18 protein-coding genes are annotated in these 19,331 nt (G+C 63.9%); 5 read left to right on the top strand and 13 right to left on the bottom strand.

The window, feature by feature from the left end; genetic code table 11:
* Positions 1-31 precede the first annotated feature (31 nt).
* The 7 genes from hflX to KG088_RS11845 form a co-directional block, all read right to left on the bottom strand.
* The gene (gene hflX, locus KG088_RS11875) at positions 32-1,348 is read right to left on the bottom strand and encodes a ribosome rescue GTPase HflX (protein WP_213825742.1); all 1,317 of its coding nucleotides are present in this window, start codon (positions 1,346-1,348) and stop codon (positions 32-34) included.
* An 8-nt stretch (positions 1,349-1,356) separates the two neighbouring features.
* A complete protein-coding gene (hfq, locus tag KG088_RS11870) occupies positions 1,357-1,608 on the bottom strand; it encodes an RNA chaperone Hfq (protein ID WP_213825741.1) in 252 nt (83 codons plus the stop codon).
* 141 nt (positions 1,609-1,749) lie between these two features.
* Positions 1,750-2,712 (bottom strand): tRNA (adenosine(37)-N6)-dimethylallyltransferase MiaA, encoded by a 963-nt coding sequence (gene miaA, locus KG088_RS11865; protein ID WP_213825740.1) that lies wholly within the window; start codon positions 2,710-2,712, stop codon positions 1,750-1,752.
* Positions 2,712-4,673 carry a DNA mismatch repair endonuclease MutL gene (gene mutL, locus KG088_RS11860; protein ID WP_213825739.1) on the bottom strand — a complete coding sequence of 654 codons (1,962 nt, stop codon included), beginning with the start codon at positions 4,671-4,673 and terminating at the stop codon, positions 2,712-2,714. The genes miaA and mutL overlap by 1 nt, the downstream gene beginning before the upstream one ends.
* Before the next feature lie 27 nt (positions 4,674-4,700).
* Positions 4,701-6,158, bottom strand: a complete 1,458-nt coding sequence (locus KG088_RS11855; RefSeq protein WP_319941431.1) for an N-acetylmuramoyl-L-alanine amidase — start codon at positions 6,156-6,158, stop codon at positions 4,701-4,703.
* On the bottom strand, positions 6,158-6,673 hold the full coding sequence (gene tsaE, locus KG088_RS11850; RefSeq protein WP_213825738.1) for a tRNA (adenosine(37)-N6)-threonylcarbamoyltransferase complex ATPase subunit type 1 TsaE: 516 nt from the start codon (positions 6,671-6,673) through the stop codon (positions 6,158-6,160). The genes KG088_RS11855 and tsaE overlap by 1 nt, the downstream gene beginning before the upstream one ends.
* Complete coding sequence (locus tag KG088_RS11845; RefSeq protein ID WP_213825737.1) at positions 6,654-8,192, bottom strand: NAD(P)H-hydrate dehydratase; 1,539 nt, start codon at positions 8,190-8,192, stop codon at positions 6,654-6,656. Before KG088_RS11845 ends, tsaE begins: the two co-directional genes overlap by 20 nt.
* A 151-nt stretch (positions 8,193-8,343) precedes the next feature.
* Here KG088_RS11845 and queG point away from each other — a divergent pair, with 151 nt between their 5' ends.
* The gene (gene queG, locus KG088_RS11840) at positions 8,344-9,459 is read left to right on the top strand and encodes a tRNA epoxyqueuosine(34) reductase QueG (RefSeq protein WP_213825736.1); all 1,116 of its coding nucleotides are present in this window, start codon (positions 8,344-8,346) and stop codon (positions 9,457-9,459) included.
* A 4-nt stretch (positions 9,460-9,463) separates the two neighbouring features.
* On the opposite strand, the gene orn is transcribed toward queG, so the two are convergent.
* The gene (orn, locus tag KG088_RS11835) at positions 9,464-10,054 is read right to left on the bottom strand and encodes an oligoribonuclease (protein ID WP_213825735.1); all 591 of its coding nucleotides are present in this window, start codon (positions 10,052-10,054) and stop codon (positions 9,464-9,466) included.
* A 132-nt stretch (positions 10,055-10,186) separates the two neighbouring features.
* On the opposite strand from orn, the gene rsgA reads away from it, so the two are divergent.
* The 3 genes from rsgA to asd are packed head-to-tail and all read left to right on the top strand — an operon-like array spanning position 10,187 to position 13,087.
* Positions 10,187-11,338, top strand: a complete 1,152-nt coding sequence (rsgA, locus tag KG088_RS11830; protein WP_213825734.1) for a ribosome small subunit-dependent GTPase A — start codon at positions 10,187-10,189, stop codon at positions 11,336-11,338.
* Between the two features lie 51 nt (positions 11,339-11,389).
* Positions 11,390-12,220 carry a sulfurtransferase gene (locus KG088_RS11825; protein ID WP_213825733.1) on the top strand — a complete coding sequence of 277 codons (831 nt, stop codon included), beginning with the start codon at positions 11,390-11,392 and terminating at the stop codon, positions 12,218-12,220.
* A gap of 15 nt (positions 12,221-12,235) precedes the next feature.
* Positions 12,236-13,087 carry an archaetidylserine decarboxylase gene (gene asd, locus KG088_RS11820; protein ID WP_213825732.1) on the top strand — a complete coding sequence of 284 codons (852 nt, stop codon included), beginning with the start codon at positions 12,236-12,238 and terminating at the stop codon, positions 13,085-13,087.
* Here the strand turns inward: asd and epmA are convergent.
* Positions 13,071-14,045: an EF-P lysine aminoacylase EpmA gene (gene epmA, locus KG088_RS11815; RefSeq protein ID WP_213825842.1), complete on the bottom strand. Its 975-nt coding sequence runs from the start codon at positions 14,043-14,045 to the stop codon at positions 13,071-13,073. The genes asd and epmA overlap by 17 nt on opposite strands.
* 86 nt (positions 14,046-14,131) lie before the next feature.
* A complete protein-coding gene (efp, locus tag KG088_RS11810) occupies positions 14,132-14,698 on the bottom strand; it encodes an elongation factor P (RefSeq protein WP_213825731.1) in 567 nt (188 codons plus the stop codon).
* Between the two features lie 105 nt (positions 14,699-14,803).
* Between efp and epmB the strand changes: the two genes are divergently transcribed.
* Positions 14,804-15,841 (top strand): EF-P beta-lysylation protein EpmB, encoded by a 1,038-nt coding sequence (epmB, locus tag KG088_RS11805; protein WP_213825730.1) that lies wholly within the window; start codon positions 14,804-14,806, stop codon positions 15,839-15,841.
* Between the two features lie 32 nt (positions 15,842-15,873).
* Here epmB and leuA read toward each other — a convergent pair whose 3' ends face one another.
* The 3 genes from leuA to KG088_RS11790 form a co-directional block, all read right to left on the bottom strand.
* Complete coding sequence (gene leuA / locus KG088_RS11800; protein WP_213825729.1) at positions 15,874-17,580, bottom strand: 2-isopropylmalate synthase; 1,707 nt, start codon at positions 17,578-17,580, stop codon at positions 15,874-15,876.
* 352 nt (positions 17,581-17,932) lie between these two features.
* Positions 17,933-18,274 (bottom strand): protealysin inhibitor emfourin, encoded by a 342-nt coding sequence (locus tag KG088_RS11795; protein ID WP_213825728.1) that lies wholly within the window; start codon positions 18,272-18,274, stop codon positions 17,933-17,935.
* Positions 18,271-19,314, bottom strand: coding sequence for a M4 family metallopeptidase (locus KG088_RS11790; RefSeq protein WP_213825727.1), 1,044 nt, complete (start codon positions 19,312-19,314; stop codon positions 18,271-18,273). The genes KG088_RS11795 and KG088_RS11790 overlap by 4 nt, the downstream gene beginning before the upstream one ends.
* Positions 19,315-19,331: the final 17 nt, after the last annotated feature.

Genomic DNA, 19,331 nt, shown 5'->3' with positions numbered 1-19,331 from the left:
CCTACATGGGCGGTTCTGCTCAAACTTGCACTCATGCTTCCCATACGGACGGTTCCTGCAGGGCCTGGGGAAGATAGTCTTCGGCTTTCTCGCCAAGGCGTGCCATCAGCTGCATGAAATCGCGGCGCGGCAGCCGCACCTCCAGAGTGGAATGTCCCGCGTCGTCGAAGCGCTCCTCACGCACCGCGCCAAGCTCGTGTAAACCCGCCCGCAGACGACCCTGCTCCGGCGCCAGGCTGAGCTCGAAGTCGATGACATCATCGGCCAGGCATTCCGAAAGTGCCTGCTCTAGCAGCTCCAGCCCCTTGTTGTCGCGAGCCGACAACCACACTACCTCGGGACGACCCTCACCGTCGCGCTCGATACGCGGTGCGCTATCGAGCAAGTCGATCTTGTTCATCACCTTGAGGGTCGGCACTTCCAGCGCACCGATCTCATCGAGAACCACCTCGACCTGGGAGATATTGAGCTCACGGTCGGGATCGGCAGCATCTATGACATGCACCAATAGGCTCGCCTCGGCGGCTTCCTGCAACGTGGCGCGAAAGGCCTCAACCAGCTTGTGCGGTAGATGACGGATGAAGCCGACGGTGTCGGCCAGCACAACCGGGCCCACGTCCTCGATTTCCAGTCGACGCAGAGTCGGGTCGAGCGTAGCGAAGAGCTGGTCGGCCGCATATACCTTTGATGCCGTCAGGGCGTTGAACAGCGTTGACTTGCCCGCATTGGTATAGCCGACCAGCGAGACACTGGGAATCTCCGCCCGCGAGCGCGCCCGGCGGTTTTGATCGCGCTGGCTACGCACCTTGTCGAGTCGCTTGTGGATCGATTTGATACGTCCGCGAAGCAGACGCCGGTCGGTCTCGAGCTGAGTCTCGCCGGGACCGCGAAGCCCGATGCCACCCTTCTGGCGCTCCAGGTGGGTCCAGCCACGCACCAGACGAGTCGACATGTATTCGAGCTGAGCGAGCTCCACTTGCAGCTTGCCCTCGTGTGTACGAGCACGCTGGGCGAAGATATCCAGAATCAAGCCAGTGCGGTCGAGCACACGACACTTCAGTGCGCGCTCGACATTGCGTTCCTGGGAAGGGCTCATCGCATGGTTAAAGATCACCAGGTCGGCATGATGAACCGACAGCGCCTCGCGCAGCTCTTCCACCTTGCCGGAGCCCACAAAGGTCCGAGAATCGGGGCGTTGCCGGCTGCCGGTGACCAGCGTTGCCGGCTCGGCTCCTGCGGAACGCACCAGTTCGAGGAATTCACCAGGATCCTCGCGCTCCTGCTCGTCATGAAAATCCACATGAACGAGGACCGCCATTTCTCCGGCATCGGGACGCTCAAAAAACAATCAGTACCTCACCCTTCGATGTCCTGCGGAGCCGCAGGATCCTGGACCGGCAGACGCACGTTGCGAGACGGCACCACGGTGGAAATAGCGTGCTTGTAGACCATTTGACTGACGGTATTACGCAGCAGGATGACAAATTGATCAAAAGACTCGATCTGCCCCTGCAGCTTGATGCCGTTGACCAAAAAAATCGATACCGGAATGCGCTCCTTGCGCAAAATGTTCAGGTACGGGTCTTGAAGGGACTGCCCTTTGGACATGTTACTCTCCCTGAAATTGTCTCTGGGGTTAAAATTATGGTTGCAACGGCGCCTGACGCGGCGCTCTGTGTTACCCGAAAGGGCCTGATGTGTTACTCGAAAGGGCCTGACCATCTGGCCGTTCGAAGGCCTCATCTTACGCTAACTACTGAATTCTCGCACCAGTTTCAGCGCTTTGCCGAGAGGATTAGGACCCAGGCTATCGATCCAGTGCAAGTCGTTCCAGCTGCGCATCCAGGTCAGCTGCCGCTTGGCGAGCTGACGCGTTGCAATCACCCCGCGCCGCTCAAGCTCCGGCATGTCGACGACACCCTCAAGGTACTCCCACACTTGACGATAGCCGACACTTTTCATCGCCGGCAGGTCCGCATGCAGCTCGGGACGCGCCTTCAGCGCGGCCACCTCCTCGATCAGCCCGGCCCTGAGCATGGTCGCGAAACGCTCGGCTATTCTGGTGTGCAGCACCTTCCTGTCGAAAGGCGCTAAGCCTATCGACAATGTCCGCCAGGGAAAGGTTTCGTCCGTCTGCTCATGCCACAGGTCGCTGAGACGCCTACCGCTCAAACGATGCACTTCCAGCGCCCGCATCAGGCGCTGTGGGTCGTTGGGATGAATCCGTGCCGCTGACGGTGGATCGAGGCGCGCAAGCTCGGCATGCAGTGCGGCAAGCCCCTGACGCTTACGCCAGCGCTCCAGCTCGGCCCGCACGTCCGGGTCGGCGGAAGGCAGATTGGCCTCGCCTTCGAGCAACCTTTGGAAATACATCATGGTGCCACCCACCAGTAGCGGCACCCCTCCAGCTGCGCTGATTTGTCGCATTTCGCCCAGGGCGTCCTCGCGGAAATCGCCGGCCGAATAGGGGATGGAAGGATCGCGGATGTCGATCAGACGATGAGGGGCGCGTGCCAGCTCCTGCATGGAGGGTTTGGCGCTACCGATGTCCAGGCCACGATAGACCATGGCCGAGTCGACACTGATCAGCTCATGCCCCAGCCATTCGTGGAGCGCAATGGCCAGGTCGGTCTTGCCGGCGGCGGTGGGCCCCACGAGCATGATGGCGAGAGGGCGATCGTCTCGAGGGGACGCTGTCTGGCTTGCCAACATCACTGGCCTCGCATGAACAGGCGATCGAGCTCGCGAAGCCCCATCTCGGTCCAGGTGGGCCGGCCATGGTTGCACTGCCCGCTGCGCTCGGTGCGCTCCATGTCACGCAGCAAGGCATTCATCTCCTCGAGGGTCAGGCGCCGGTTGGCGCGCACACTGCCGTGACAAGCCATTGTGGACAGCAAGGTATTGATGTGCGCCTCCAGACGGTCGGAGCGCCCGTAGCGCTCCAGCTCCGCCAGCATGTCGCGGATCAGCGGCTCGACATCGGCGTCGCTGAGCATCACCGGCAACTGCCGCACCAGCAAGGTCTCGGGGCCGGCTACGTCGAGCTCGACGCCAAACCGGGCGAAGGCGTCGTGCTCACTCTCGGCGGTCGCCACCTCGGCCGGGCTGGCGGCCAGCGAGATGGGCATCAGCAGCGGCTGCGCCTGCAGCGACCCCGCCTGGATCTGCGTCTTCATGCCCTCGTAGACGATTCGCTCGTGAGCGGCATGCATATCTACCAGAATCAGCCCTCGCTCGCTCTCGGCGAGGATATAGATGCCCTTGAGCTGCGCCAGGGCATAACCCAGCGGCGGCGCGCGGGTATCGTCCGCCTCGGGCAGGGTGGGACCTGACTCCCCCGTGGTCTGCTGTGTCGCCGACGCCTCCGCCGTGCCGCCAGCGTCAAGCGCGCGGGGCTGCGGGGTCAACAGGCTCTCCTCATGCTGGGGGTGCAGCGCTCGATAGCCTTCCATGAACGCCCTGACGCGGTTGGGCGTGACCACCGGCTGACGCTGCGCCTCGCGTCCGGGCAGTGACATGGGCTGCTGCTCCCAGCGCCCGTCACTTTCCCCTATTCCTGGTGACGCGGCCCCTGGGGCCCCAACACCTGACGCATTTCCTCCTGACGATGGAGGCGCGGCCTCGGCTCCATCGTCCGCCGGCGCGATATAGTCACCGGCACGCGCCTCCCCCAATGCCCGGTGCAGGCTGGAGAACAGGAAATCGTGCACCATGCGGCCGTCGCGGAAACGCACCTCGTGCTTGGTGGGGTGCACGTTGACGTCCACCAGCGTCGGGTCGACATCCAGATAGAGCACGAAGACCGGGTGGCGACCGTGAAACAATACGTCCCGGTAGGCCTGGCGTACGGCGTGGGCGACCAGGCGGTCGCGCACCACACGCCCGTTGACATAGAAATACTGCTGGTCCGCCTGGGCGCGTGAGTGGGTCGGCAAGCCGACCCAGCCCCAGAGACGCAGGCCGCTGACCTCCAGGTCAAGATGCAGGGCGTTCTCCAGGAAGGCCTTGCCGAGTAGCGACTGCAGGCGGCGCTCCCGGGCCACCGGTTCGTCGCCGGGCTTGAGCTGATGCAGCGTCTTCTGGTTGTGGCGCAGCACCCACCCGATGTCGAAGCGTGATAGCGCCTGGCGGCGAAAGGCCTCTTCGATGTGGCCGAACTCGGTCTTCTCGGTGCGCAGGAACTTGCGTCGCGCCGGGGTATTAAAGAAGAGGTCGCGCACCGTCACCGAGGTGCCGCGTGGATGCGGAGCAGGGCTGACGCGGGGCTCCATCAGCCGTCCCTCGGCCACCACCCGCCAACCGCTACGTGGGTCGTCGTCGATATTGGACGTCAATTCAAGCCGCGATACCGAGCCGATCGAGGCCAGTGCCTCGCCCCGGAATCCCAGGCTTGCCACGCCCTCTAGCTCCTCGAGGGAATGGATCTTGCTGGTCGCATGGCGCGACAGCGCCAGAGGCAGGTCTTCCTCGTCGATACCGCTGCCATCGTCGCGCACGCGAATCAGGCGTGAACCACCGGCTTCCAGCTCCAGCTCGATGCGTCGACTGCCGGCATCGATGGCATTCTCCACCAGTTCCTTGACCACCGAGGCAGGACGTTCCACCACCTCGCCGGCGGAAATCTGGTTGGTCAACCGTGGGTCGAGAACCCGGATGCGTCGAGGCTCGGTCATATTACGTTTCTGGTCCTGAGCGCCTGGTCATGAGCGAGGGATACGCAGCACCTGACCCACACGAATCACGTCGCCGTTGAGCTCGTTGGCCTGGCGAAGATGCGCCACCGGTACATCGTGACGGGCGGCAATCTCCGACAGGGTATCGCCGGGCTGGATGCGATAGTCGTTGTCATCGGTGTTGATGTTCCGGTCACGCTGCCAGGCCAGCAGGCTGGCAGGTGGCGGGTTGCGCTGGAAATGACTGCGAATGCCACCGAACATCGACTCGGCCATCTTCTGCTGATGCCCGCCATCGTTGAGGCGCCGCTCCTCCTGTGGATTGGAGATGAAGCCCGTCTCGACCAACAGCGAAGGGATGTCCGGCGACTTGAGCACCACGAAGCCGGCCTGCTCGACCCTCGGCTTGTGCAGCCGGTTGACGCGCCCGAGTTGGTCGAGCATCTGACCGCCGATGGTCAGGGAGTCATTAAGGGTTGCCGTCATCGTCAGGTCGAGCAACACGCCCCGCAGCACTTCGTCCTTATCATCGAGGGAGAGGCTGCCGTCGACGCCACCGATCAGATCGGCCTGGTTCTCGCTGGCGGCCAGCCACTGCGCGGTCTCCGACGTCGCACCACGCTGGGAAAGCGCATAGACCGAGCTGCCGTTGGGGCGCGGGCTGTTGAAGGCGTCGGCATGAATGGAGACGAAGAAATCGGCTTTCTGTTCACGCGCGATGCGGGTCCGCTGTCGCAGTCCCACGTAATAGTCGCCATCGCGGATCATCACCGCGCGAAATCCCTCGGCGTCATCGACCATCCCCTGCAGGCGCCTGGCAATCTCCATCACCACATCTTTCTCGCGCGTGCCGGCGGGCCCGATGGCGCCAGGGTCCTCGCCACCATGCCCGGCATCGATGGCGACGATGATGTCACGCCGGGGGTGCGGCTGTGCCGGTTTAAGGGCCTCGGTGGCTGCCGAGGCGTTCTGGCCGGAACTGCTCTCAGCCATGGTCTGGCCGCGACTGGCGATGATCTCCTGCTCGCGAATCATCGACTCGATGGGGTCAATGGGATCCTCGACGGCGCTTTCGCCGGGATACTCGAGGTCGACCACCAGACGGTGGCCGTATTGATCGTTTGGCGCCAGCGTGAAATGGCGCGGCTCTACCTCACGCTCGAGCTCCAGCACCACCCGCAGGCCATTGCCATTGCGAACACCACTTCGTAACTCGCTGATGGCACTGCCGGAAAGATCCAGGTCAGCGATTTCGGCAGCCATGCGGCTATCATCGAGATCGATGACCAGGCGACGCGGGTTGTCCAGGGCAAAGACATTGGCCTGGGTGGGCGAGGCCAGGTCGAACACCAGACGCGCGTGGTCGGGGGCTGCCCACAGCCGCAGATTGTCGACCTGGCCGGCCTGGGCCGCGGCCGTCAGCAGCGTCACCATTAACAGGCCCGCCGCCATCAGACAACGCAATACAAGAACCGGTTGCGTCATCATGCCCTAATGCCTCTTTGGTCAGACTCGCGGCGATCCACGATCATCGCGTCCAGTGTTGGATCGGCCAGTAGGCGCGCTAGCGCGCGATGGCCATGCTCGCTATTGGCCAAGACAAGCGCATGGCGTCCATTGCCGGCGATAGCGAGCTCAATGCTCAGATCCGAGGGCGGCAACCAGCTTTCGCCACGCTCCGGCCATTCGATGACACAAAGGGCGTCCTCGCTCAGCAGGTCGCGGCCACCGATGAATTCAAGCTCTTCGGGATCACCCAGGCGGTAGAGATCGAAATGATAAATCCTCGCGTCATCGAGCTCATAGGGTTCCACCAGCGTATAGGTCGGACTCTTGACCGTGCCCATGTACCCATGGGCGCGCAGCAGGCCACGGGTCAGTGTCGTCTTGCCGGCGCCAAGCTCGCCGGCCAGATGCACCCGGCCATGCCCGCCAAGCGCCCGGCCCAGGCTTTCACCGAAGCCGACCTGGCAATTCTCATCATCGAGTTGCAGCAGCATGGTCCTCGCCAGTCCCGGGGTTGATCAATAGTTGCGCATAGGATGCCAGATCGCCGGCCAGCAGGCCACGCTCCCCGGCGTCATCGGCGGCCATGTCGGCGGCCAGGGCATGGACCAACACCCCAAGCCTCGCGGCTTGCTCTGGTACAAAATGCTGGGCAAGCAGGGCGCCCAACATGCCAGAGAGCACATCGCCCATGCCGCCACTGGCCATGCCCGGGTTACCGAAGGGGCAGACGGCCAGCCCCTCGGGGCCGATTACCAGGCTGCCGGCCCCCTTGAGCACCACCGCACCACCGAACTGTTGTTGCAATGCCTGGACCGCCGCGGGGCGATCGGCCTCCACCTCGTCCGCGCTGATCCCAAGCAGTCGCGCCGCCTCGCCCGGATGCGGGGTGAGAATCCAGTCGTCGCGTCGCTCGCCACTAAAGCGTGTCGCCAGCAGGTTAAGGCCATCGGCGTCCACGACCAGCGGCTTCCCGGTTGCCAGTGCCGCCTGCAGCATGCCCTGGCCCCAGCTGCCCTGCCCCAACCCCGGTCCGACAACCAGGGCATCGGCCTGGTGCGGCAACTCCCCCAGATCGCCCGAGCCGCGCACACCATGGACCATCACCTCGGGCCGTCGTACCAGGCTAGCCACAACATGCTCGGGCGAGGTCGCCAGGCTCACTTTACCGGCGCCCAGCCGCCCACAGGCCTCCGCGGCAAGCAGCGCCGCGCCACCGAACCCCGGCGCGCCACCGAGTATCAGCGCATGGCCGAATGCGCCCTTGTGCGCGCTACGCGAACGAGGCGGCATCGCAGCCGCAACCAGCCCGGCCCCGAGCAGCCGTGCCGCGGGCACCAGGTCCGTCTCCGCCTCGGCATCGACCTCGAGGTCCCGGAATGCCAATTCACCGACATGTGCCGGAGCTGCCCCGGTATGCAGGCCAACTTTGTCGCCGATAAAGGTCACCGTCAGTGTCGCGCGAATCGCCAGACCCAACGCCGCACCGGTATCGGCATGCAGCCCGGAGGGAATATCGATCGCCAAGACCGGCTTGTCGCTCTCGTTGACCGCCGCTATGACCTCGCGGAAAGAGCCACGCACCTCGCCGGTGAGTCCCGTTCCCAGCAGCGCATCGACCACCACCTGACCGCTCAGCGTTAACCCCGGCTGCCAGTCAATCGCCGCCACGCCGCCTGCCGAGGCCATCTCGGCGGCGCGGCGAGCATCGCCACCGAGTTCCTCGATGGGCTTGAGGACAATGCGCTGTACTGTCAATCCTTCGGCGGCGGCGAGTGCCGCCAGCACATGGCCATCGCCGCCATTGTTGCCGCCGCCGCACAGCACGCTGATCGCGCGCACCCCGGGCCAGCGCGCCTTGAGGTCCTGCCAGGCCGCGGCGGCGGCGCGCTGCATCAGCGCAAACCCCTCGATGCCGGCGGCGATGGTACGCCGGTCGAGCTCTCGAACCTGCTCGGCGCGGTAGAGCGCACGACCCGGGTCGGCGCGATGGGCGAATGACGCGACGGACATCGGTGTCTCCCCTGCAAGTGATGCTTTATCATCCAGTGTAAGGACTGACCGCCTCTCGCCAAGTGCCGAGAGGTGGCATCAGCCGTTTTTCCACAATAACGTTTCCAAAATAGCGGTTTCTCCCATGCATGCCCCGGTGACGATGTCCGCAATGATGTCCCATACGCAGCCCGACACCTTGGCCGACGCTCAGCCCGACTTACACGACCTGGCCGCTCGCATCAAGACCTGGGGACGCGAGCTCGGCTTCCAGCAGCTCGGCATCACCGATGTCGACCTCTCCGCCGACGAGGCACGCCTCGAGCGTTGGCTCGCCGCGGGCCATCATGGCGAGATGGGCTTCATGGCCAAGCACGGCACCCGGCGCACAAGGCCCGAGGAGCTGATCCCCGGCACCGTGCGGGTAATCAGCGTGCGCCTGGACTACCTGCCCCCCGAGGTGGAAACCACCAAGGTTCTTGGCCAGCCGCAGAAGGCTTATGTCTCCCGCTACGCCACCGGCCGCGACTACCACAAGCTGATGCGCAAGCGCCTGGCGACCCTGGCGAAATGGATCGAGGCCGAAACCGGGCCCTTCGGCTATCGCGCCTTCGTCGATTCCGCCCCGGTGATGGAGCGCGCGCTGGCGCGCAAGGCCGGCCTTGGCTGGTTCGGCAAGAACGCCATGTTGCTCCACCCCAAGGCCGGGTCACTATTCTTTCTCGGCGAACTCTACACCGACCTGCCGCTACCCGTTGATGCGCCCTTCGAAGGTGATCATTGTGGCAGCTGTAGCGCCTGTCGCAGCGCCTGCCCTACCGGCGCCATCGTCGAGGACCGCGTGGTGGATGCCCGAGCCTGTATTTCCTACCTCACCATCGAACTCTTCGGCGCCATTCCCGAACGCTACCGTGAAGCCATGGGCAATCGCGTATTCGGTTGCGACGACTGTCAGCTGGTCTGTCCCTTCACACGCTTCACCCGCGCGAGCCATGAGGCCGACTTCGCTCCCCGCCATGACCTGGACCGAGCCAGCCTGGTATCGCTATTCGCCTGGGGCGAGCAGGAATTCCTCGTCAAGACCGCCGGCAGCCCCATCCGCCGTATCGGCTACGAACGCTGGCTGCGCAACCTGGCGGTAGGGCTCGGCAACGCCCCGTGGAGCGAGACGGTCGAAGCCGCCCTGCGGGCACGCCTGCCCTACCCCTCCGACCTGGTGCGCGAGCATGTGCGCTGGGCCCTGGCCCGCCAGCGAGCCAAGCGCGAGGCGCTGATCGCTTCAGAGTGAGACGTCACGCCGACGCGTCTTGCGCGTTCTCGGGCACGATCAGGAACGTCGTGCGGTAATGGGCGAGCTCGGCGACAGACTCGCGGATGTCGTCCATGGCGAGGTGCGTACCGGACTTCTCGAAGCCGGCCATGGCGCCGGGATTCCAACGCTTGGCCAGCTCCTTCAGGGTCGAGACATCGAGATTGCGGTAATGGAAGAAGCCCAGCAGCGACGGCATTTCGCGTTCGAGAAAGCGGCGATCCTGATGCACGCTGTTGCCGCACATGGGCGAGCTGCCGGGGGCGACGTAGGCGTTAAGAAATGCCAGCGTCCGGCGCTGTGCCTCGGCGGCGTCGATCTCGCTCTGCCTGACCCGCTCGATCAACCCCGACTCGCCATGCGTCTTGAGGTTCCAGTCGTCCATGGCGGCCAGCAGGGCTTCCGGCTGATGGACGGCGAGCACCGGCCCTTCGGCGATCAGGTTCAGCTCGTTGTCGGTGACCAACGTGGCGACCTCGATGATGCGCTCGCGTTCTGGATCGAGCCCGGTCATTTCCAGATCGATCCACACCAGGCGATTGGTGCGCGGATCGTGCGTGTCGTTTGCGGACATGAAGAGACTTCCTTGACGAATGTTGTTTGAGGGACGGTGGCTTGAGGAACGGTGGCTTTAGGAACGGTGGCTGACGACAGGGGCAGCCCAAGGTGGGTACAATGCCGTCATTGTACCGAGCATCGGGCCCCCATGAGCAAACGTAATCTGAGTCGCCAGCAGCGTTGGCGAGTCGAGAAAGTCCAGACGGAACGTGCCAAGCGCGCCGAAAAGCACGACAACCGCGACAGCGAGAAGCTGGCCGCAGGAGAGTATGGCCCCGAACAACCCGGCCGCGTCGTCGCCCACTTCGGGCGCTCGCTGAACGTGGCGCCCGAAGGTCGCGTTGAGAACGGTGAGGACAGTGAGGACGGTGAGACAGTACGCTGCCACCTGCGGGCCAATCTAGAGGGCCTGGTCACCGGCGACCGCGTGATCTGGCGTGCCGCCCACGATGCCGACGGCCAAACAGTCGATGGCGTGGTGGTCGCGCGCGGCGAACGCGACAGCGTGCTGGAACGCCCCGACGCCCGCGGCCAGCTAAAGGCCGTGGCCGCCAATATCGACCAGATACTCATCGTCTTTGCCGTTGAGCCCGCGCCGCACGCCAACCTGATCGACCGTTACCTGGTCGCCGCCGAGGCCACCGGCATTGCCCCGGTGCTGGTGTTGAACAAGATCGACCTGCTGCCCGAGGGTGGCGGCAATATACGTGACCTGCTCGGCAGCTACGAGGCCCTGGGCTATGCGGTGGTGACCTCCACTACCGCGCGGGAGGATGGCCTGACCGCTCTGCGTGAGCGGCTTGGCGGGCGCACATCGGTCTTCGTCGGCCAGAGCGGGGTGGGCAAATCGTCGTTGATCGACCGCCTGCTGCCGGACGAGGAACTGCGTATCGGGGCACTGTCCAAGGATTCACGCAAGGGCACCCACACCACGACTACCGCCCGCCTGTATCGGTTGCCCGGCACGGACGCCGGGGAGCGTGCCGTAGAGGGCCATGCTTCCGATGACCTTGCCGCCAAAGACCTTGCCGATAGCGGTCAGCTGATCGATTCGCCGGGCATCCGCGAGTTCGGGCTGGTGCATCTGGACGAGCAACAGGTCGCCGAGGGCTTCATCGAATTTCATGAATGGCTCGGCCAATGCCATTTCCGGGACTGTCGCCACCGCCATGAACCTGGCTGCGCCCTGCTTGGCGCAGTGGAACGCGGCGAGATTCACCCCGAACGTTTCGCCAGCTATCGACGCATCGTCGACAGCCTCAACGACCCCGCGACCTCAACGCCCGCTAAGCTACGGTGAATAAAGGCTACGTTGAATAAAGGCCACATAGAACCGAGCCAGGAGACTGCCATGAGTTCCGAAGACAATCTGCTGCCGTTGATCGCCGAACCCGACCAGCTCGCGGCATATATTGACGAGCCATCGCTACTGATCATCGACGTGCCGGCCAAGGCCGAAAGCTATGACCACGGTCATGTTCCCGGCGCCGTGTTTCTCGACCATCGCCGGCTGCTTCGCGGCGAGGGCGAGGTGCCCAATGATGTCCCTTCGCCCGAAGCGCTCTCCGGGCTGTTTTCCTCATTGGGGCTGACGCGCGACACCCACGTAGTCGCCTACGACGATGAAGGCGGTGGCTGGGCCGGGAGGCTGTTATGGACGCTGGAGCTGCTCGGCCATACCCGCTACTCCTATCTCAACGGCGGGATCCATGCCTGGCGTGCAGATGCGCTCCCCCTTACCACCAAGTCACACACCCCCTCGGCCAGCGATTACGAGGCCGCCATCATGCACCCGGAAGTGGCGATCGACCGACACGAGATCCAGGAGCGACTGGGTGATCGAGATTTCGCCCTCTGGGACGCCCGCTCCAAAGCTGAATACCTGGGCGAGAAGGGCAGCAACAAGCACCTCGGTCACATTCCCGGCGCCGTGAATATGGAATGGACCCATGCCATGGACCCACAACGCGCCCTACGCCTTCGCGATTACGCCGAGCTGATCACCGAGCTTGAGGCCCTGGGCCTGACGCCGGACATGGAAGTGGCGACCTATTGTCAGAGCCATCACCGCAGCGGTTTCACCTGGCTGGTGGGCAAGGCGCTGGGGTTCGAAAAGATTCGCGGTTATGCGGGCTCCTGGAAGGAATGGGGCAACCGCGACGACACTCCCATCGAGAAATAGAAGGCAATCACACCCTTGTCATTTTCCAAGCTCTTTTCCCTGATCCAGTATCCGCTTCCCCACCATCTGCTTTCCAGGCTGACGGGACGACTCGCCGAGTGTCGTCTGACCTGGCTCAAGAATGCTCTGATCAAGGCCTTCATCAAGCAGTTCAAGGTCGACATGAGAGAGGCCGCCGAGCCGGATTACACGGCTTACGCCACCTTCAACGACTTCTTCACCCGCGAACTCAAGCCGGATGCCCGCCCCCTCGGAGAGGGACTGCTTTCCCCCGCGGACGGCACCCTGTCACAGTTCGGTGCCATCGAAGCCGACCACCTGCTGCAGGCGAAGGGCCAGCGCTTCTCCATGGCCGACCTGCTCGGCGGGGACGCGGAAACAGCGAGACACTACCGTGGCGGCAGCTATGCCAACGTCTACCTCTCGCCAAGCGATTATCACCGTGTACACATGCCGCTCGGCGGGACGCTCACCGAGATGGTCTATGTTCCCGGACGGCTGTTCTCGGTCAACTCGGCTACCACCGACCATGTCCCCAACCTGTTCGCGCGCAACGAGCGGCTGGTGTGCCATTTCGATACCGAGTACGGCCCAATGGTAGTGGTGCTGGTCGGTGCGATGATCGTTGCCGCCATCGAAACGGTCTGGTCCGGCCAGGTCACACCGCTTTCCGGCGACGTTCAGCGTGTCCGCTTCGACACGCCGGTAAGGCTGGAAAAAGGCGAGGAGATGGGGCGCTTCAAGCTTGGCTCCACCGTGGTGATGGCCTTCGCCGGCCAGGTCGACTTCGATGATCGCCTGGCGCCCAAGACCAAGGTGAGGGTGTGTGCATCGCTGGGCAGCTTCCCCCTCAACAGCGAGGGGTAGCGAAGGCCATGACATCCGCGACCCGTGGCTTTCCGAGCGCCAGCTGGATCAACCTGTCGATTCCCAGGGCCACCCCGCTACCGGGCGGCATGCCATGTTCGAGTGCCGCCAGCAGTCGTGCATCCATGTCGACCTCGGGCAGCCCCTGCCGACGTCGCACTACGCTGTCTTGCTCGAAACGCGCGCGCTGTTCCGCGGCCTCGGTGAGCTCGTCATAGCCGTTAGCGAGCTCAAGTCCGGCCAGATAGACCTCGAAGCGCGACGCGACCCACTCGCCGTCTTCAGAGTCGCGGTGACACCGTGCCAATGCCGCCTGGCTCGCCGGATAGTCGAGCACCACCTCGATGCCCTCACGTCCAAGATGAGGCTCGATGACCAGCCCCATCAGCAGATCCAGGCAGCCATCGCGATCACTATCGGCCATCGTCAGCCCGCCCGTCTCACCGGCCAGCCGACGTAGCGCCGGCAAGGGTTCGGTGAAGGGGTCGATGCCCAGCGCGTCACGAAACAGCTCGCGGTAGCGCCGCCGACACACCGGCCCGGGGTCGCGCGGAAGCACCCTGCGGATCAGCTCGACGGTTTCCTCGATCAGCTCCTCCATCGCGAGCCCCGGCCGATACCACTCGAGCATGGTGAATTCGAGGTTGTGGCGGCTTCCCACCTCGGCGTCGCGAAAGCTGCGCGCCAGCTGGAAGATCGGCCCGCTGCCGGCGGCCAACAGACGCTTCATGTGAAATTCCGGCGAGGTCTGAAGCCAGAGCCGCTCGCCACCAGCGGACGTCGTCGCCTCGACGCACAGCGAGGCGAGGTGCACATCGGTGCTGCCGCCATGGCCCAGCACCGGGGTCTCCACTTCCAGCACCTCGCGCTCGGCGAAGAAGGCACGGACCTCGGCCAGCAGGCGCGCGCGCTCGCGTAGGGTCACAATGGAGGCCGAAGGCCTCCAGTCACTGGCCATGGTTCTTTTCTCCAGAATCACGAAGGCCACGCCCTTGGCGTGGCCCGTCAGAGACGGATTCAGCATCGCTAGGAGAGGGCCTTGCGTTACGCGCGACTGACGTAATCGCCGGAACGTGTGTCGACCTTCAACACCTCGCCCTCGTTGATGAACAGCGGCACGCGAACCACCGCCCCCGAGGAGAGCGTCGCCGGCTTGGAGCCACCCTGGGCGGTATCGCCTTTCACGCCGGGATCGGTCTCGGTGACTTCCAGCTCGATAAAGTTGGGAGGAGAGACGGCAATGGCGTTATCGTTCCACAGTGTCACGGTGTAGGGCACCTGTTCCTTGAGCCACTTCTCGGTGTCGCCCAGGGCGCGCTTTTCTACCGCGTACTGTTCGAACGAGCCATCCGTCTTCATGAAATACCACATGTCGCCATCGTTGTAGAGGTACTCCATCTCAAGCTCGAGCACGTCGGCGCCTTCCAGGGAGTCGCCCGACTTGAAGGTGCGCTCGCCGACGCGGCCGGTCATCAGGTTACGCAGCTTCACGCGGCTGAAGGCCTGGCCCTTTCCGGGCTTGACGAGCTCGTTCTCGACGATCGTGCAGGGATCGCCATCCAGCATCACCTTCAGACCGCCCTTGAATTCGTTGGTAGAATAGTTCGCCATGATTTCTCACTCATATTCGAGCACGCCCCCGACGATAAGCGGTGGCGTGCAAGCAAACGACATTCTGCGAGGTCGATCCCTCGCCCGCATTGACTGGTGTGGCGCATGATAACCCGAAGCCCTGCCCTTTTGCAGCGTCCCGACCGGGAGGCTCAACCGCTGGCCGTGCAGGCGCCCTGGCAGACCCAGCTGGCCCGAGCGATTCGCGATCCGCATGAACTCTGCCGCCGGCTGGGCCTGGACGATGCCTGGCTACCCGGCGCCGAGCGCGGCCACGCCCTGTTCGAGGTCCGCGTTCCCGAGGCCTATCTGGCCCGTATCCGACCTGGCGACAGCCGCGACCCGCTGCTGCTTCAGGTGCTGCCGGTGAACGCAGAAGCCGAGCCAATACCCGGCTTCAGCACCGACCCGCTCGAGGAGGCCGACCACACCCCGGCCCCGGGGCTGATCCAGAAATACGCCGGTCGGGTGCTGTTGATTGCCAGTCCCGCCTGCGCGGTGAACTGTCGCTATTGCTTTCGACGCCACTTCCCCTACGAGCAGAATGCACCGTCTCGCGCCCAGTGGGAGAAAACGCTCGACTACCTGCGCGCCGACGACAGCATCCACGAGGCGATCCTCTCCGGCGGCGATCCTCTGGCGTCGAGCGACCGACAGCTCGCCTGGCTGGTCGAGCGGCTCGATACCATCCCCCATTTGACACGGCTACGCGTGCATACAAGGCTGCCCGTCGTGATCCCGGACCGCATCGACGAGGCTCTGCTCGGCTGGCTCGCCGCCACGCGGCTCCAGAAGGTGGTGGTGCTGCATATCAACCATGCGAATGAGATCGACGCGGCAGTCGTCACCGCCTGCCGAAAACTGCGCGATGCCGGTGTCACCCTGCTCAACCAGAGCGTGCTGCTGCGCGATATCAATGACGACATCGAGACCCTGGCAGCCCTTTCCGAGCGACTTTTCGCAGCGGGCATTCTGCCCTATTACCTGCACGTGCTCGACCCGGTGGACGGAGCGGCGCGTTTCGATGTCGACGATGACCAGGCCCGCGAGCTGGTCGCGGGCCTGCGTCGGGTGCTGCCGGGATTTCTTATGCCGAGGCTGGTGCGCGAAATTCCCGGCGAGGCGAGCAAGACGCCGCTCTAGCAAAGACGCGGCGTCGCCAGCCTCGACTGGCTTCAGACCAGCGTATCCGCGGTGACGTTGGCCGCGGGTGCCTGGGTCGACAGATAGCGGTTGATCGCACTCATCACGCCTTTCATCGAGGCAGTCGTGATACTTTCATCGGTGCCCACACCGAACACCGCTCTGTCGTCGATGCGCACCTCCACGTAGGCAATGGCCTCGGCATCGGCCCCCTGGCCGCGTGAATGCTCGTGATAGTCGATGATCTCCACGTCATGCCCGGCGCCAGCCAGTGCCCTGATGAAGGCCGCCAGCGGACCATTGCCCTCGCCCTGGATGACCCGGCGCTCGCCGCGTTCCTCGATGGTGGCCTCCACGCTCACGCGAGGGCTGTCAGGCGCGGATGATAGACGATGCCCGAGCAGCGCGAAGGGCGAGCGCTGCTCCAGATATTCATCGGCGAAGGCCTGATAGATCATCGTCGAGGTGATCTCCTTGCCGGTGCGATCGGCAACTTCCTGCACGACATGGCTGAACTCGATCGACAGCCGACGCGGCAGCTCGATGCCATGCTCCTGCTCCAGCAGATAGGAGATTCCCCCCTTGCCCGACTGACTGTTGACCCGGATCACCGCCTCGTAGCTGCGGCCGACATCCATGGGGTCAATGGCCAGGTAAGGCACTTCCCAGAAGGCTTCGGGGTTGGCGCGACGATCGGCCATGCCCTTCTTGATTGCGTCCTGGTGGGAGCCCGAAAAGGCAGTGAAGACCAGATCGCCGACATAGGGATGACGCGGGTGCACCGGCAGCTGATTGCAGTACTCCACCTCGCGCATCACCGGCGTGATGTTGGAGAAGTCGAGCTGGGGATGGACGCCTTGGGTATAGAGGTTCATGGCCAGGGTGACGATATCGACGTTGCCGGTACGCTCACCGTTACCGAACAGCGTGCCCTCGACCCGATCGCCGCCGGCCATGATGCCGAGCTCCGCCGCGGCGACGCCGGTGCCACGATCGTTATGGGGATGCAGACTGACGATCAGACTGTCGCGGTTCTTTACGTTGCGGCAGAACCATTCGATCTGGTCGGCGTAGTTGTTGGGCGGGGCGACTTCCACGGTGGCCGGCAGGTTGACGATCATCCGCTGCTCGGGGGTCGGTTCGAAGGCATCCATCACCGCCTCGACGATCTCCACTGCGAAATCCATTTCGGTCGTGGTGAAGAGCTCGGGCGAGTACTGGAAGGTCCAGCAGGTCGCTGGCGCCTCTTCCATGCGCTGGCGAATCCGGGTGGTGGCCTCCACGGCGATCTGCACGCATTCGGCCTTGTCGACCCCGAACACCACGCGTCGGAACATCGGGTCGGTGGCATTGTAGACGTGGACGATAGCGTTTTGTGCACCCTCCAGCGCCTCGAAGGTGCGGTCGATCAGTTGTGGGCGTGCCTGGGTCAGCACCTGGATACTGACGTCTTCGGGGATCTTGTTGTCCTCGATCAAGGCGCGCACGAAATCGAAGTCGGTCTGCGACGCCGAGGGAAAGCCCACCTCGATCTGCTTGAAGCCAACCTTGACCAGCAGGTCGAAGAGACGTTGCTTGCGCTCCAGATCCATCGGGTCGATCAATGCCTGGTTACCATCGCGCAGGTCGACGCTGCACCACTGCGGTGGCGCCTCGATCCGTCGAGCAGGCCATTGGCGATCGGGCAGATCGACGGCAACGAAGGGGCGATATTTTGAAGCGGGGTTGTCGAGCATCATGATGGCATTCTCCGTGGGCTGGCGATGCGGTATTCACAAGACGGGCGGCATTCAGAAACGACAACGCCCCGGATGCAATGAGCATACCGGGGCGCCGGGGGCACGGCAAAACCGTTCGCGGGGCCGGAGGAGGTCGGGCGAGAACAGCAGCGAGTGCGAGAGAAGGTGGGGGTGGAAGACATTTCGATACCTCAACTGACCTGAAAGACGCGATGCGCGAGGCATCGCCCGACACGTTTAGTAGCCGGTTAGTAGTCGTAGGTCCAAGCTGAGGTGGCAAAATGCGAAAGTCATGGCTACTACAAAATCAGCCTTTGGCCTACTTGTCAAGCCAGACCACAAGAATTGTCGCTCATTCACCGTTATCGGCGGCGGCCTGGCGCCACCAGCGAAGCAGTTCCTTGGGGGCCGCGTCTTCGTCGACCTTCTGCGTCCATATCACCTTGCCGTCGTCCTCCTCGACGCTCAACGACAGTAGACGTCGATCGGCGCCCAAAGGCGGCATCTCGGACGCACAGGCGCGGGTTACGGCCTCGAGCAACTGTTGCAGTTCATCCCGTTGGGCGGCGCTGCACTGGCGACACTCGATGCAGCGTGGACGCGCCAGCCCCGGGAAATGCGCCACGCCGCCCTCGCGGTGGAGTCGCAATACGCTGGATGCCGTCAGGATCGGCAGCGTGTCGGATGCGCTCATGGCAGCACGCCCACGGCGCGCCAGGCCTCGCGCACCGCCTCGACTTCCCGGCTTGTCGTCCCGAAACGCTCAGCACCGCTGGCCAGAGTCAGTTCAGCGAAGGCCGAAAAGTCGCTATCCTTCGTCAGTCGCCGGTTGATCAGAGTGTCGTACCAGACCGGCCCCACGGTTTCCCAGGCAAAACCACCGAGGGTCATCGCCGCGAGATGAAAGGCCCGGTTGGGAATACCTGAGTTGATATGCACCCCGCCATTGTCGGCCTGGGTCAAGACGAAGTCGCGCATATGACCCGGCTGTGGATCGCGGCCCAATAAGGGGTCGTCATAGGCGGTACCGGGCTCCGCCATCGAGCGCAGGGCCCGGCCCGCGACCTGGTCGGTGAACAGCTCCGCGCCAATGAGCCAATCGGCCTGCTCGACACCCTGGCCCTGCTGATGCTGCTTAGCCAGGCTTCCGAAGACATCGGCGAGCGATTCGTTGAGCGCTCCTGCCTGATCGGCATAGACCAACGCGGCCTCATGCTGAATCACGCCGTGGCTCAGCTCGTGGGCGATGATATCCAGAGCGCTGGTGAACCGGCTGAACAGCTCTCCATCTCCTTCGCCGAAGACCATCTGGCTGCCATCCCAGAAGGCGTTCTCGTAGTCCTTGCCGTAGTGCACCGTGGCCAGCATGGCCATGCCTCGGTCATCGATGGAATGGCGGCCGAAGGCCTCCCAGAACAATTGATACGTCGCCCCCAGGCCGTGATAAGCCTCGTCGATAGAAGGATCGCCGCTGTCGCCCTCGCGTTCGCGACGCACCAGACGCCCGGGCAATGTCTGCTGTTGATCGGCGGTATAGATGTAGCGGGCCGGCTCCCCACGTACAAAACTGCCCGGCGGCAGGGCCACAGCGCCCATGCGAGCGCGGAAATGCCGGTCGACCACTAAAGTCTGGCTGGCGCACTCACGTAGCCGTGGGCTCGCCGAATTGGCGATGCGCTCGAGCAGGTAAGGCGGCAGGAAGGGCAAGGAAGCCGGAATGGATAAAGGGGTCATAGCGGATCTCCTCGAGG

This window comes from Halomonas jincaotanensis (assembly GCF_018448785.1).
Lineage (GTDB): Bacteria > Pseudomonadota > Gammaproteobacteria > Pseudomonadales > Halomonadaceae > Halomonas > Halomonas jincaotanensis.
The sequence above is the reverse complement of the archived record's forward strand: the minus strand, read 5'-3'. Positions and strand labels throughout refer to the sequence as shown.